The 14663-nt window shown below is 64.1% G+C and carries 13 protein-coding genes and 1 pseudogene; 11 read left to right on the top strand and 3 right to left on the bottom strand.

Translation table 11 applies throughout. The features are described from left to right. Nucleotides 1-19 precede the first annotated feature (19 nt). From E3O42_RS10985 to E3O42_RS10965, 5 genes are all read left to right on the top strand, one after another. Entirely contained in the window at nt 20-3748 is a 3729-nt protein-coding gene (locus E3O42_RS10985) for a nitrate reductase subunit alpha (protein WP_134453984.1), read from the top strand. Beyond that, nucleotides 3748-5469 (top strand): nitrate reductase subunit beta, encoded by a 1722-nt coding sequence (narH, locus tag E3O42_RS10980; RefSeq protein WP_134453983.1) that lies wholly within the window; start codon nt 3748-3750, stop codon nt 5467-5469. The genes E3O42_RS10985 and narH overlap by 1 nt, the downstream gene beginning before the upstream one ends. 38 nt (nt 5470-5507) lie before the next feature. Continuing rightward, entirely contained in the window at nt 5508-6113 is a 606-nt protein-coding gene (gene narJ / locus E3O42_RS10975) for a nitrate reductase molybdenum cofactor assembly chaperone (RefSeq protein WP_134453982.1), read from the top strand. Further along, nucleotides 6113-6868: a respiratory nitrate reductase subunit gamma gene (narI, locus tag E3O42_RS10970; protein ID WP_134454121.1), complete on the top strand. Its 756-nt coding sequence runs from the start codon at nt 6113-6115 to the stop codon at nt 6866-6868. The genes narJ and narI overlap by 1 nt, the downstream gene beginning before the upstream one ends. 74 nt (nt 6869-6942) lie before the next feature. Beyond that, the gene (locus tag E3O42_RS10965) at nt 6943-8115 is read left to right on the top strand and encodes an MFS transporter (RefSeq protein ID WP_241984775.1); all 1173 of its coding nucleotides are present in this window, start codon (nt 6943-6945) and stop codon (nt 8113-8115) included. A gap of 126 nt (nt 8116-8241) precedes the next feature. Here the strand turns inward: E3O42_RS10965 and E3O42_RS10960 are convergent, their stop codons facing one another. Beyond that, nucleotides 8242-8691, bottom strand: a complete 450-nt coding sequence (locus tag E3O42_RS10960; RefSeq protein ID WP_134453980.1) for a MarR family winged helix-turn-helix transcriptional regulator — start codon at nt 8689-8691, stop codon at nt 8242-8244. Nucleotides 8692-8708: 17 nt separating this feature from the next. Here E3O42_RS10960 and E3O42_RS10955 point away from each other — a divergent pair, with 17 nt between their 5' ends. Together E3O42_RS10955 and E3O42_RS18030 are read left to right on the top strand one after the other, a co-directional pair. Beyond that, the gene (locus tag E3O42_RS10955; RefSeq protein WP_134453979.1) at nt 8709-9638 is read left to right on the top strand and encodes an NmrA family NAD(P)-binding protein; all 930 of its coding nucleotides are present in this window, start codon (nt 8709-8711) and stop codon (nt 9636-9638) included. Nucleotides 9639-9782: 144 nt separating this feature from the next. Next, entirely contained in the window at nt 9783-9941 is a 159-nt protein-coding gene (locus E3O42_RS18030; protein ID WP_166787969.1) for a hypothetical protein, read from the top strand. A gap of 219 nt (nt 9942-10160) precedes the next feature. Here E3O42_RS18030 and E3O42_RS10950 read toward each other — a convergent pair whose 3' ends face one another. After that, nucleotides 10161-10589 carry a hypothetical protein gene (locus E3O42_RS10950; protein ID WP_134453978.1) on the bottom strand — a complete coding sequence of 143 codons (429 nt, stop codon included), beginning with the start codon at nt 10587-10589 and terminating at the stop codon, nt 10161-10163. 109 nt (nt 10590-10698) lie between these two features. Further along, nucleotides 10699-11098 (bottom strand): annotated as a pseudogene (locus tag E3O42_RS10945) (VIT1/CCC1 transporter family protein); the annotation flags it as partial. 124 nt (nt 11099-11222) lie between these two features. On the opposite strand from E3O42_RS10945, the gene E3O42_RS10940 reads away from it, so the two are divergent. From E3O42_RS10940 to E3O42_RS10925, 4 genes are read left to right on the top strand one after another with little or no spacing between them, the layout of a single operon-like run. After that, nucleotides 11223-12635 (top strand): ferredoxin reductase family protein, encoded by a 1413-nt coding sequence (locus E3O42_RS10940; protein ID WP_134453977.1) that lies wholly within the window; start codon nt 11223-11225, stop codon nt 12633-12635. Continuing rightward, entirely contained in the window at nt 12632-13090 is a 459-nt protein-coding gene (locus E3O42_RS10935) for an FMN-binding protein (protein WP_241984774.1), read from the top strand. Before E3O42_RS10940 ends, E3O42_RS10935 begins: the two co-directional genes overlap by 4 nt. Before the next feature lies 1 nt (nt 13091). After that, nucleotides 13092-13856, top strand: coding sequence for an FAD:protein FMN transferase (locus E3O42_RS10930; RefSeq protein WP_241984773.1), 765 nt, complete (start codon nt 13092-13094; stop codon nt 13854-13856). A 44-nt stretch (nt 13857-13900) separates the two neighbouring features. Next, nucleotides 13901-14569 carry a response regulator transcription factor gene (locus E3O42_RS10925; RefSeq protein ID WP_174844258.1) on the top strand — a complete coding sequence of 223 codons (669 nt, stop codon included), beginning with the start codon at nt 13901-13903 and terminating at the stop codon, nt 14567-14569. Nucleotides 14570-14663: the final 94 nt, after the last annotated feature.

The following is a 14663-nucleotide window of genomic DNA, read 5'->3' as shown; positions in this document are numbered from 1 at the left end:
GAACTATAGTATTTGCCCCATGGCAGCTACTCCAGTGCCTGCCGGTCTGGACGGGAAAGCGTCGGATACCATGTTGGCGCTGGGCCGTTTTTTCACACGGTGGGACCATACAGATGATGGACGCGCAGTGTTCCGCGAGGGCGGGCGCAAGGGCGATGTGTTCTACCGTGATCGGTGGAGCCACGACAAGGTGGTGCGGTCCACCCACGGGGTGAATTGCACAGGGTCGTGTTCGTGGAAGGTCTACGTTCGCGATGGCATCATCACCTGGGAGTCGCAACAGACCGATTACCCGTCGGTCGGCCCCGACAGTCCGGAGTACGAACCGCGCGGGTGCCCCCGCGGTGCCGCCTTCAGCTGGTACACCTACTCGCCGACGCGAGTGCGCTACCCGTACGCCCGGGGTGTGCTCGTCGAGATGTACCGGGAGGCGAAGGCCCGGCTGAAGGACCCCGTGCTCGCCTGGGCCGACGTGGTGGGCGACCCTGATCGCCGGCGTCGCTACCAGCAGGCGCGAGGCAAAGGCGGGCTCATCCGGATCCCGTGGCAGGAGGCGGTGGAGATTGCCGCAGCCGCCCACGTGCACACGATCAAGAAATACGGTCCGGACCGGTGCTCCGGGTTTTCCCCGATCCCCGCCATGTCGATGGTGTCGCACGCGGCGGGGAACCGGTTCATCCAGCTCATCGGTGGGGTGATGACCTCGTTCTACGACTGGTACGCCGACCTCCCCGTGGCCTCTCCGCAGGTTTTCGGCGACCAGACCGACGTGCCCGAATCGGGGGACTGGTGGGATTCCACCTACCTGATGATGTGGGGATCGAACGTTCCGGTGACACGTACGCCCGACGCACATTTCATGACCGAGGTGCGGTATCGGGGCACGAAGGTGGTCGCGATCAGTCCGGACTATGCCGACAACACGAAGTTCGCGGACGAGTGGCTGCCCGCCCAGGCCGGCACCGACGCTGCGCTCGCGATGGCCATGGGCCACGTGATGCTCAAGGAGTTCTTCGTCGACCGGCAGGTTCCGTACTTCAGCGGCTACGTGCGCCGCTACACCGATCTGCCTTTCCTCGTCCGAATCGAGGAGCACGTGGACGGCGGCCTCGTGCCGACGAAATTCCTGATGGCGGCCGACCTGCCCGACCAGGCGAACACTCATGATGCCGCGTTCAAGACGGTTCTGATCGACTCGGCCACCGGCGCTCCCGTGGTGCCCAACGGTTCCATCGGATACCGGTACGGAGAGGCGGGCAAGGGCAAGTGGAATCTTGACCTGGAGGGTGTCGACCCGGTCCTGAGCCTCCTCGACGAGTCCGGCGCCGGTATACCCGCCGAAACCGCCGAAATCCGGATGCCCTGCTTTGAGGCTCCCTCCGGGGAGGGGTCGGTGGTGACCCGCGGTGTGCCGGTCCGGCGGGTAGCCGGGCACCTGGTCACCACGGTGTTCGACCTGATGCTCGCTCAGTACGGTGTGGGTCGTCCGGGGCTGCCGGGCGACTGGGCTGCCGACTACGACGATGCGTCGACCCCGTATACGCCGGCCTGGCAGGAGGAGATCACGAGTGTGCCAGCCGCCGCGTGCATCCGGGTCGCGCGAGAATTTGCCCGCAACGCCGAGGAATCGAAGGGGCGGTCCATGATCATCATGGGCGCCGGAATCTGTCAGTGGTTCCACGGTGACGCCACCTACCGCGCGGTGCTCTCGCTGGTGATGCTCACCGGATGCATGGGGCGTAACGGCGGCGGCTGGGCGCACTACGTCGGCCAGGAGAAAACCCGCCCGATCACCGGATGGATTTCCCTCGCGAACGCTTTGGACTGGAGCCGACCGCCGCGCACCATGATCGGTACCGGGTATTGGTACATGCACACCGATCAGTGGCGCTCGGACGGCTACTCGGCCGACTCCCTCAAGTCCCCCCTCGCCGAGGGGCATTTTGACGGGATGCACACCGCGGACACCCTTGCGCAGTCGAACCGGCTCGGGTGGATGCCGTTCTACCCGCAGTTCGACCGCAACCCGCTCGATCTCGCCGATGAGGCACAAGCCGCGGTGGAAGCGGGGGAGGCGCCCGACGCCCCGACCTGGATCGCCGACGCCCTCAAAAACAGGCGGCTGATCCCGGCCATCGACGATGTGGACGCTCCCGAGAATTGGCCCCGCACACTGGTGCTCTGGCGCTCGAACCTGTTCGGCTCATCCGCCAAGGGCAACGAGTACTTTCTACGCAACCTCCTCGGTACCCACAACAACGTGATGGGCGCCGACCACGTGAACGCCGCCCGACCTCGGGATGTGAAATGGCACGACGAGGCGCCGGAGGGAAAACTCGACCTACTCGTCTCAGCCGATTTCCGGATGACGTCGACCACGTTGTTGTCAGACATCGTGTTTCCCGCCGCCACCTGGTACGAAAAACACGACCTCTCCTCCACCGATATGCACCCCTTCGTGCACGCCTTCAGTCCCGCAATCGACCCGCCGTGGGAGGCGAAAACCGACTTTGACACGTTCCGACTACTCGCCGAGGAGTTTTCCCGCCAGGCCAAAACGCACCTCGGCACCCGGCGGGACCTGGTCAGTGTGCCGCTGCAACACGACACGCCGGGGGAGATAGCGCAGCCCGGTGGCGTGGTGCGCGACTGGCGCGACACCGAAATCCCGGCGGTGCCCGGTCAGAACATGCCTGTCTTCTCGATCGTGGAACGCGACTACACCGCGATCGCGGAAAAGCTCGCCACGGTCGGACCGCTCGCGGAGGAACGCGGCTTCACCGTCAAGAACATCACCTACCGGATGGGGCACGAAATCGAGCGGCTGGCCCGAAGCAACGGGGTGATGCGCGGCGGAGCGGGAAACGGCCGCCCGGCCATCGATACGGATGCGAAATTCGCCCAGGCCATCCTGAGCTTCTCCGGTACTACGAACGGTGAATTGGCCGTGCAGGGTTTTCGTGAACTTGAAGAGCAGACCGGCATGAGGCTCGTCGACCTCGCCGAAGGATCCGAGGAGAAGCGGGTAACCTTCGCGCAGACGCAAGCGGCGCCCGTCCCGGTGATCACCTCGCCAGAGTGGTCAGGGTCGGAAACCGGTGGGCGCCGGTATTCTCCGTTCACGATCAACGTCGAACGCCTGAAACCGTGGCACACCCTCACCGGCCGGATGCACTTTTTCCTCGACCACGACTGGATGCGCGACCTTGGCGAGGCCCTGCCGATCTACCGACCACCGTTGGATATGCAGCGCCTGTTCGGCGAACCTCGGTTCGGGCCGAACGGAACTACCGAGATCACAGTTCGCTACCTGACCCCGCACTCGAAGTGGTCGATCCACTCGGAGTACCAGGACAACCTCTTTATGCTGTCGCTGTCCAGGGGAGGTCCGACGGCCTGGATCAGCCCCATGGATGCGGCGGCGATTTCGGTCGCCGATAATGACTGGATCGAGTGTGTCAACAACAACGGCGTCTACGTGTGCCGCGCGGTGGTCAGCCATCGGATGCCCGCGGGTGTCGTCTACGTTTACCACGCGCAGGAGCGCACAATCGATGTGCCGAAGTCGGAAGCGACGGGCCGCAGGGGTGGTATCCACAACTCGGCGACCCGCCTGCTTGTGAAACCCACCCACCTCATCGGCGGGTATGCGCAGCTGTCCTACGCCTTCAACTATCTGGGCCCCACCGGCAATCAGCGGGACATGGTCACCACAATCCGAAAGCGTTCCCAGGAGGTGCGGTACTGATGCGCGTGATGGCTCAAATGGGCATGGTGATGAACCTCGATAAATGCATCGGCTGTCACACCTGCTCGGTGACGTGCAAACAGGCGTGGACTAACCGCGCCGGCACCGAATACGTCTGGTTCAATAACGTCGAAACCCGGCCAGGACAAGGGTACCCGCGCCGCTACGAAGACCAAGAACAGTGGAAGGGTGGCTGGCAGCTCAACAAAAAAGGCCGACTGGTGCTCAAGGGCGGTGGACGTCTGAAGAAGTTATTCGGACTCTTCGCGAGCCCCGTGCAGCCCGAATTGAAGGACTACTACGAGCCCTGGACCTACGACTACAAAACCCTGATCGACGCTCCGCTGGGTGATGACTTCCCGGTGGCCCGCCCGAAATCCTTAATCACGGGCAAAGACACCAAAATCAGCTGGTCGGCCAACTGGGACGACGACCTCGGCGGCGCCCCGGAGATGGGACACCTTGACCCCATCGTCGAAAAGGTGCGGCGAGAGTCGGAAGACAAGATCAAGTTCGCCTTCGAACAGACCTTTATGTTCTACCTGCCGCGTATCTGTGAGCACTGCCTCAACCCCTCCTGCATGGCATCGTGCCCGTCCGGTGCCATCTACAAGCGCGTCGAAGACGGCATAGTGCTCGTCGACCAGGACAAATGCCGCGGCTGGCGCCAGTGCATTACCGGCTGCCCATACAAGAAGATCTACTTCAACCACAAGACCGGTAAGGCCGAGAAGTGCACCTTTTGCTATCCGCGGGTGGAAGTGGGCCTTCCCACCGTGTGTTCCGAAACCTGTGTCGGACGACTTCGCTACCTCGGCCTGTTCCTCTACGACGCCGACCGGGTCACCGAGGCCGCCGCGGTGACGGACGTGACCGACCTGTACGAATCGCAAATGGACGTGCTCCTCGACCCCAACGACCCCGAGGTGTCCGCAGCCGCCCTCGACCAGGGCATCCCCGCCGACTGGCTGGAAGCGGCGAGGAAGTCACCGGTGTATGCGCTCGCGAAGGTGTACAAAGTGGCGCTGCCGCTGCACCCGGAATATCGCACCATGCCCATGGTCTGGTACGTGCCCCCGCTGTCTCCCATCGTCGACCTGCTGAGCGAGCAGGGCCACGATGCCGAAGACAGCGGCAATCTCTTCGGAGCGATTGACGCGCTTCGCATTCCCGTCGAGTATCTCGCCGAGCTGTTCACCGCCGGCGACACCGACAAGATCACCGAGGTGTTGCGCAAGCTTGCGGCGATGCGCGCGTACATGCGCGCAATCACTATGGAACAGGAACCCGACCCGTCGATCCCGGCAGCCGTGGGGATGTCACCGGGCTCCATGTACGAGATGTACAGGCTGATGGCGATCGCGAAGTATGACGAGCGCTACGTCATTCCCAAGGCACATGTCGAGCAGGCACACGACCTGGAGGAGATGGGGTGCTCGGTCGATTTCGAGGGTGGACCGGGCATGTATGAAGACTCGCCGTTCGGGGAGGCGAGCGGTCGGCCGACACCCGTCGCTGTGGAGAACTTCTACGCGCTCAAAGACCGGCAGACGTCCGACACTCCTGCCGGCGAGCAGGCACTCCAGGGCCGCGTCAACCTCCTCAACTGGGACGGCAACGGAAGCCCCGCCGGCCTCTTCCCCGAAAAACGCGACCAACCGCACGCTGCGCCGCCGTCACCAGCCGACTTGCGCCCGCCCGCGGAGGGCGGCTCGCTGTGAGGCGCGATCGAGCCGCCGCCCGCAGCCTGGCGCAGCGCGTGTTCTATCAGGCCGCGTCCTGGTGCCTGTCCTACCCGGACACAAAACTCGTGGAACGATGCGAGTTGATGCGGTCCGCGCTGGCCGAACAGGGCCCGGCGGCGCCCGATCTCACCTCCTTCATCGGGTACCTCGAGAGCACCGCGCTGGGCACCCTGGAGCGCTCCTACGTGGAGACGTTCGATCTGAGCAAGCATCATCCGCTCTATCTGTCGTATTGGACCGATGGCGACACCCGCCGCCGGGGTGACGTGCTGGCTGAATTCAAGCAGGTGTACCGGGGGAGCGACTACCTGACCAACACCCACGGTGAGCTTCCGGACTTTCTGCCGCTGGTACTCGAGTTCTCTGCTGTGGCTGGCCCCGTGGCGGGCCGCGATCTGCTCATCCGATACCGACCCAGCGTCGAAATGCTCCGGCTCGCGCTCACCGAGCATGAGTCGCCGTACGCCACCGTGGTGGAAGGCATTTGCGCCACACTTCCCGGCCCATCACCGGCCGATCGGCAGGCTGTGCAATCCATGGCGGGCGTCGGCCCACCGGCCGAAAGTGTCGGCCTCGAACCCTTTGACCCGCGCCTGCTTCCCCTGAATGCCGGCTCATGATGTGGGACGTGCTGCTCTGGGGCATCCTCCCCTATGTGATGGTGGCGATCCTGATCGGGGGAACCATCTGGCGTTACCGCTATGACCAATTCGGTTGGACCACCCGGTCGTCCCAACTCTACGAATCACGCCTCCTGCGAATCGGATCGCCGATATTTCATTTCGGGCTCCTCGCCGTGATCGCCGGGCATTTCTTCGGCCTGGTGGTCCCCATGTCGTGGACACTCTTTTTCGGGATGAGCCAGGACTTTTATCATTTCAATGCCCTACTGGTCGGCGGAGTTGCGGGGGTATGCACCCTCGGCGGGATCGTGATCCTGATCTATCGACGACGCAAGACCGGGCCGGTCTTCATGGCCACGACTACCAACGACAAGATCATGTACGTCGTGTTGACCGCCGCGATTGTCCTGGGTCTCTGGACCACCCTCGCGAGCGTTTTCAGCGGCGAGCACGGCCACAACTACCGCGAAACCGTGTCGCCCTGGTTCCGTTCCCTATTCATCTTTCAACCGGATATCGCTGCGATGGCCGCCGCTCCGTTCTCCTTCCACATCCACACCCTCGTTGGCATGCTGTTGTTCACCATCTGGCCGTTCACGCGGCTGGTGCACGCTTTCACCGCTCCTCTGCACTATCTGTTCCGGCCCTACATCGTCTACCGGTCCAGGGATCGCGAAGCCGGGCAGGTGCGACCGGTGCGACGCGGGTGGGCGCCCATCGGCACCGAGGATCGCACCCCTGACAAACGCTGATCGGAGTCGTGGCGATGGACACAACGACGGGCTCGAGAAACACTGCGCGGCAGCGAGCACACCACAGCAAAGGGGTGAATCTCACCCTCGCGACGCTCGCATCCGTCGTGTGCTTCTGGGCGTGGACCAGTATCGCGCCGCTGGGCATCCGTTACAGCGATGCCATGAATCTCTCGTCAGCCCAGACGTCCGTGCTCGTGGCGATGCCCGTGCTTGTCGGATCAATCGGCCGAATCCCGGTGGGCGTGCTCACCGACCGGTTCGGCGGACGTCTCCTGTTCACGCTGGTACTACTGGCATCCGTCCCTGCTCTGGTGCTCGTTGCGATTGCAGGAACCCTCAACGCCTACGTCTTCCTGGTGGCCGCAGCGCTGCTCCTCGGAGTTGCCGGAACCGTTTTTGCCGTGGGAATCCCGTTTGTTAGTCACTGGTATCCGCCGAGCCGACGTGGCTTCGCCACCGGGGTGTTCGGTGCCGGGATGGGCGGTACCGCGTTGTCGGCATTCTTCACGCCACGCCTGGTGGAATGGTTCGGCTACGTTCCCACGCACCTCATCCTCGTGGTGCTCCTCGTCGTTGTTGCCGCAGTCGTGTGGCTCTTCATGGCCGAGGCCCCCGGGTTCAGGGCCAGCACTGATCCTTTCCTTCCCAAACTCACCGCCGCGGCGCGGCTCAGCGTGACCTGGCAGATGAGCTTTCTCTATGCGCTGGTTTTCGGTGGATTCGTCGCCTTTTCCACGTACCTGCCCACCTACCTTCGCCAGATCTATGAGTTCGACCTCACTGCCGCCGGAACCCGAACGGCGGGGTTTGCGGTTGCCGCCGTGATTCTCCGCCCCGTCGGAGGGATACTTGCCGACCGCATCGGCCCGAAACCGGTGGTGATCGGCTCGCTCGCGGCGGTCACAGTTCTCGCCTGGTTGGTGAACCTCCGCCCCGACGGTGAGATTCCCGCCGGCCTCACCTTCGTCGCGATGGCATCGGCACTGGGCCTCGGCGCCGGGGGAGTGTTCGCCTGGATCGGACGAAACGCACCGGCCGCCAACGTGGGCGCGGTGAGCGGCATAGTCAGCGCGGCCGGCGGGCTAGGCGGCTACTTCCCGCCGCTGGTTATGGGGGCCACCTACAACGCTGCGGAAAACAGCTACGCGATCGGGCTACTACTCCTCGCCGGCACCGCTCTGATTGCTCTGGGTTTCACGATCCTTTTTGTGAAAGACAAGACGCTTGTCACCACAGATCAGTGATGCCTGCGTCAACAGGAACGAGAATGACGGCCCCGCTCAGCCGCAACTGGTCAAGTTCCGAAGTGTGTGCGAACGGTATCGAGGAGCCGCTGACCTCGTATTTAGTCGTGGTTGCGAGTGGTTAGGTCAGCGGTCCGCCGTGCTCCCAGATGTTGCCAGGGAGAATTCGTCTAACAGACGTGCAAAGGTGGCGATGGTTTTTTCGTCCCACGTCACGGTCGCCTTGCGGAGGATGTCAGCTCGGAAGGCCCTGGCGCTGGTATTGAGTTCCTCGCCCCTCGACGTGAGGTGCAGAACGACGCTGCGCGTGTCGTCCGGGCTAGCAGAACGCTGAATATAGCCGGCCGCCTCAGTAGAACGGACGAGTCGGCTTGCGGTGGATGGTTTCACAGAAAGGTGGCGAGCGATGTCGGTAATCCGTGTCGACATCCGGTCCTTCGCTCGACGGGCAATCGTATCCACCACGAACACGGCCGAAAGATCAACGCCGTCAGTCACCCCGCGGGGGTTCCCCAGTAGGCGACGCATGCGGATGAGGGATGCGTCAATTCGATCCCAGTCCTGATCAACGGTCATAGGTGTACTCTACACATATGCAACAGACGAACGAGAAGTCGGGGATTGGTAAAGCTCAACAACCGATCCTGGTCACCGGGGCGACCGGCAACGTGGGTCGCGCCGTGGTGGATACTCTGCTCAGCGCCGGCAAGACGGTGCGGGCAGCGGGACGAAACCGTGACTCGGTTGACAAGATGTTTGGCGATCGGGTGGAGAGTGTCAGTCTCGACTTCACCGATCCGTCCACCTGGGCGGCAGCGTTCGCTGGGGTGCGCCAAATGTTCCTCCTGCGCCCGCCCCAGCTGGGGAAGCCGAAAAAACAGATGCTCCCGGCACTTGAGTTCGCCCGCGGGAAAGGCGTCGAACAGATCGTATTCCTCTCGATTCAGGGCGCTGAGAAGAACAAGGTGGTGCCACACGCGGCCATCGAATCATGGCTTCGCGCGAGCGGAATCGCCTGGACTTTCGTCCGTGCTTCATTTTTTCATCAGAACCTCAGTACCACTCATCTGACGGACATCCGTGACCGCAACGAGCTCGTTGTTCCGGCCGGCAATGGTGCGACGGCGTTCGTCGACGCAGAAGATGTCGGCGCTGTAGCTGCGGCCGCTCTCCTCGACCCTCAGGCTCACTCGAATCGGGCGCTGACGGTGACCGGCGACGAAGCGCTGACCTACGCGCGGATCGCGCAGATCCTCACCGCGGAGCTTGGACGCCCGATCCGGTACGCCCGGCCCGGAGCGATTCGCTACGTGCTCCATGCCCGCCGACGTCTCAAGATGCCCTGGGGCATGGTGTTTGTTACTCTCGCGATTTACACCACAGCACGACTGGGAATGGCCGATGGGCTCACCCGAACTGTTCGAGACGTTCTCGGACGTGACCCGATCCGTTTCGACCAGTTTGCCCATCGAGAGGGAGAACTTTGGGCTCCTCAACCCAACGTTGGCCGCTCGCGGCGGTAGGGTCGCGGACCTCCGACCGGCATCTTGTCCCGGGAGTGAAGCTCCCATGAAACACAGCCGTGGCTGTCTAGCGTCGGGCCTCAGCGTCTGTACTTGCCCGGTTCAGGGACATAGACTTCTAGCTCCTACTACAGAGAGAATCCCATGAAAGCCAATCCCGGCAGTGATGGTGAATACACCGATTCCGAGCCAGAGACCGGCTCGCCGGAATCAACCCTCGACGAGACGGAAGTCGAGGGTGAATACACCGACAGCGATTCGCCCAATGAGAGTTCGCCGGACACGAGGTCGTCGGGGAGATAACTCATCGGCGGCGTCGTCCTCAGGGCGTCCAGAGCCGGTCGGGTAGAGTGTTGGATCCCAGATCCGCTAGGCGCCGCCGCCATAGAGATACACTTCGGTGTCACAGAATGTGACGAAGTTTCAAGCGGTCACGAAGAAGGACGTCCGCGTTGGCGTCTGGTGTGTCAGAAACGGACGCCCGCACCGGTTCCGGACGCGCGGCCTGGATATGGCTGTAACTTAGCCGATGCTAGCAACCGTCACATGGACGCTATCGATTGGCGTGATCGAACGGGCATCGAGGACCAGGGCTATCGAGTTATATACGAGCCGGCACACTTTGGTGGCGGGCTCAGAGTTGAGGGCGCGAAAAGCCACGGACACGTTTATCCCAGCTTCCCCCATGGTGACGGTAACAAGGTTGGACGTCCTTTCTCTCTGCGTAAGCGCATCGACAATGGCACCGACAATCGTCGCGGCGATGGGCTCGGTCGGGTACAGGTTATCCACTCCAGGAACGGCTCGAACCACTGATTCCAATTCTGAAGAGAGTTTGTAAGCGAGGTTTGCGGCATCAGTCACCGAATTTGCGGCGTCTTCGGTTGTTTCGACAGTAGTCGTGTTCCTGGTTGCGCCATCGGCGCCTGGCCAAAGCCGGCTGTCAAGCATTCATGCTCCCCAGATCGTTGCGGATAAAACCGCTGCCGGGGTCTGGGGCAACATTCAGACCCTACGGCGGAGCAGCCCGTGAGTCAATTTTCATCGCCATCAGGGGCTCGGTGAGTTCCACGGCAACCTGTCTGGCGGTCGTTTCGCTCAGGCCTTTGGCCAGGTAGAGCGCGGTGAGATCTTCCAGCTCCTCCTCGGGCATCTCCCGAAGCTCTTGGCGCTCGGTGGCGATCATCGCCCGTTCGCTGTGGCTCTGGCTGCTCACTGACACATACTCGCCGAGGGCCATCGATATTGCCCCGCCCACGAGGCCGGCGATACCCGCCGTGAGGATCGGGGCGGGCGCTGTTGTTGCCCACGCGTCGCTTACCACGATCGCAGCCACCGAGACGATGCCGTCGTTCGCCGAGCACTCCGGCACGCAGCCAGTTCAGCCGTAGCGCCGCTCCGTCGCGGTGGGACTCGTTGAGTTGCAGCCGGGGCCCGTTCGAATCACCCTCTGTGGACATGCCCCCACTCAAGCACCAACGCGCCGAAGACACGACAGGCCAGGCGGCCGACTAAGAATCCTGGAAGAAATGGGAGCGATTCTAAGGAGAGTCAGCACCCGCAATCCACCAGAATCGAGCCTCTATGTTGCTTCGCACGGCACCAGTAGACGCCATCCGACAGAGCGTGCCCGCCCGCGAGCGCACCCTCCGCACTCGGCGCCGGATGCGCGCCGCCGACTTGATGATCGCCCTCTGCTGGTCATCGGTCGCGATGGCCGTCGCGCTGTACCTCGCGTACGGCGGTGTGTCGCAGGTCACCGACATGGCCTCCGCGCTTTATGCCGGCGGGGTAGTGAGCGGGTTGGTCGGAACCAACCTCATCCTCGTGATGCTCGTGCTGGCAGCCCGGCTCCCGCTGATCGACCGGGTCGTCGGCCAGGACACGGCGATGGTTTTCCACCGCCAGCTGGGCAAGCCGGCGCTGTATCTCATCCTCACGCACGGCCTGCTACTGACGATCGGATCTGCGCTGGCCGATAGTTCAAACGTGATCGCGGAGACCGTCGCGCTGTTCCAGCGTCCGGACATGGCGCTGGCATACCTCGGGCTCGGCCTCCTCGTGGCCGTGGTCGTATCCTCGGTGGTCGCGGTGCGTCGCCGATTTCCCTATGAGGTTTGGCACCTGATCCACCTACTCAGCTACGCCGCCGTGCTGGTAGCGCTGCCACACCAATTGAGCGTGGGTGGAGTGCTCGCCGCCGACACCGTGCAGCGGGTCTACTGGATTGCTCTCTACGTGCTCGCTTTCGGTTCGATCGGGCTATTCCGGTTCGTGGTGCCAATCGTGCGGAGCGTTCGCCACGATATCCGGGTCGCCTCTGTCGAGCCGATCGCCCCCGGGGTAGTCTCGCTGCACCTCATCGGCACCGGCCTCGATCGGCTGCAGACTCAGGGTGGACAGTATGCGATCTGGCGTTTCTGGACTGGTTCGACCTGGTGGCACCCGCACCCGATCTCCTTCTCCAAAGTGCCCACCGCAACCTCTGCCCGTATCACCGTGCGCAGCCTCGGCAACGGCAGCTCGGCGCTAGGCCGGGTGAGCCCGGGCACCCGAGTGTCGATCGAGGGACCGTACGGCATTTTCACCGCCGCGCATCGCTCGGCGTCGAAGGTGGCTGTCGTGGCCGCCGGCATCGGAATCACACCGGTGCGCTCGCTCCTCGAGTACGCCGACCTCCATCCCGGCGAGGCGACTGTGGTGCTGCGCGCCACCGACCTCGGGCAAAGCTATCTCTGGAGCGAGATCAGCGCACTGCCCAGCATGCGGGGCAACGCGGTCTTCGCGGTGATGGGGCCACGGCCTGCCGGGCTCGCCACCTGGCTGTCGGCCGAAGCCCTCGGCCGCGGGGTCACAATCCAGTCGGTGTTCCCGGACTTGATTGACTCCGACCTCTATGTCTGCGGGCCACAATCCTGGACCGACTTGGTGATCCGCGACGCCCGGGCTGTTGGGCTGCCCGAGCAGCAGATCCACGTAGAACGGTTCGACTGGTGAGGCGGCGAGCACTCGCCCTGAGCATCCTGTCGTCGACGGCGGTGCTGGCGGTCGGCTGGCAACTCGGGATGCAGGCCCAGACTCAGACCCAGACCTCGTCGCTGTCGCAGACGACGGATGCCGCCGATTCGGCCGCACCCGCCACGACCGGCACGGTCACTCCGACTGCGACCGGTGCATCCGGCACCTTCGCCGGCACCGCAGCCCAGACCCGGTTCGGCAATGTGCAGGTACAGATCGCCGTCGCCGACGGCACGATCACCGATGTCACCGCCCTGCATCTGACCGACCACGACCAGCGATCGGTCTCGATCAGCAACCGCGCCGCACCGGTGCTGCGGCAACAGGTCTTGGCCGCGCAGTCCGCGAACGTGCAGGGCGTCTCCGGCGCCACCTACACGACGGATGGTTACCTCACCTCGTTGCAATCCGCCCTCGACCAGGCCGGGCTTTGAGATGACCGTGCACACCTTCGACACCATGGGTACCATGGTGAGCCTGCGTTTCGCGGGAGTCCTGCCCGCCGCGCCCGTGCTGCATGACGTGAACCGCTGCTTCGACGAATCCGACCGACGGTTCAGCCTGCACCGCCCCGACTCCGAGCTCAGCCGGGTCGCCGCCGGTCACCTCGTTCTGTCCCGGGCCAGCGCCGAACTGCGGCAGGCCTACACCGAGGCCCTGGACTGGCGCCGCCGCACCGACGGTGCCTTCACCCCGCACCGGCCCGACGGTATCGTCGACCTCAACGGCATCGTCAAGGCCCAGACGATGGCCGCCGCCGCCAGGATGCTCGACGCTGCCGGACAGACCGACTGGCTCCTAAACGTTGGTGGAGACCTCGTGGGCCGTGGCAAGTTCACCACCTCACCCTGGCAGGTGGGCATCCTCGACCCGGTCGACCGGTCCGCTCTGCTCTGCACGCTGATGCTCAGCCCCGGCCGCTCGGCCGTCGCCACCTCGGGTACCGCCGAACGCGGCGAACACATCTGGCGCTACACCCGCACCCACACCGGCCCCGATGCCGCCTACCGGCAAGTGACGGTGCGGGCGGCCGACATCGTCACCGCCGACGTGCTGGCCACGGCCATCGTCGCCGGCGGGGTGCACCAACGTGACGAGGCGCTCGACCGGTTCGACATCGACGTGCTCACTGTTGACGAGCTCGGGGCGCTCACCGCCACCGCCGCCTTCCAGACTGCGCCGGGACTCGCGCCCGTATGACTGGCCCCGGTCGCGACGAGACGATGGATCCATATACTACGAACATGGCCGAACATCCGAGGGTGCTGCTCGTCGAAGACGACGCTCGTCTCGTGAGGATGCTCGATCAACTGCTCACCAACGAGGGTTACGACACCGTCATCGCCCGTGACGGCCAGCGCGCGCTGCACGAAGGCCTCACCCAGCCTTTCGACGTGATCCTGCTTGACCGGGGCCTGCCCGTGATGGATGGGCTGGACGTGCTCACCCGGCTGAGGAGCAAAGGCGTGCTCACGCCGGCGCTCGTGCTCTCGGCCCTGGGCAATCCGGCCGACCGCGTCGAAGGGCTCGACCGTGGAGCAGAGGACTACCTGGCCAAACCGTTCGACATCGACGAACTGCTCGCCCGGATCAGGGCACTGCTGCGTCGGCACACAAGCACCATTCCGGTCCTCGCCGTACCGGGTGGCAACCTCGACACCGGCAGCCGCACGGTGACCACCACCGGGGGTACCGTGCTCAGCCTGTCCGCGCGGGAGGCCGAGCTGCTCGAGCGCCTGGCCCGGCGGCCGCAGCAGGTCTTCGAACGTTCCGACTTGCTTGCCGGCGTGTTCCCCGACGCCGACGATCTCGGGGTGGTCGACACGTACGTGCACTACCTCCGCAAGAAACTCGGCCGGTCAGCAATCCACACGGTGCGAGGCATCGGTTACCGGCTCGGTCCGGTCTCATGACGCGCCCGCCGCACCGAGCCCGGTCTCGCCCGCCCGCACACACTGATAGCCTGCGCGGAGCCGCTCTGCGCCTTACCACCCAGTTCACCTCCCT

The organism is Cryobacterium adonitolivorans, from assembly GCF_004402695.1.
Classification (GTDB): Bacteria; Actinomycetota; Actinomycetes; order Actinomycetales; family Microbacteriaceae; genus Cryobacterium; species Cryobacterium adonitolivorans.
Note: the sequence above shows the minus strand (reverse complement) of the source record. Positions and strands in the feature narration are given on the sequence as shown.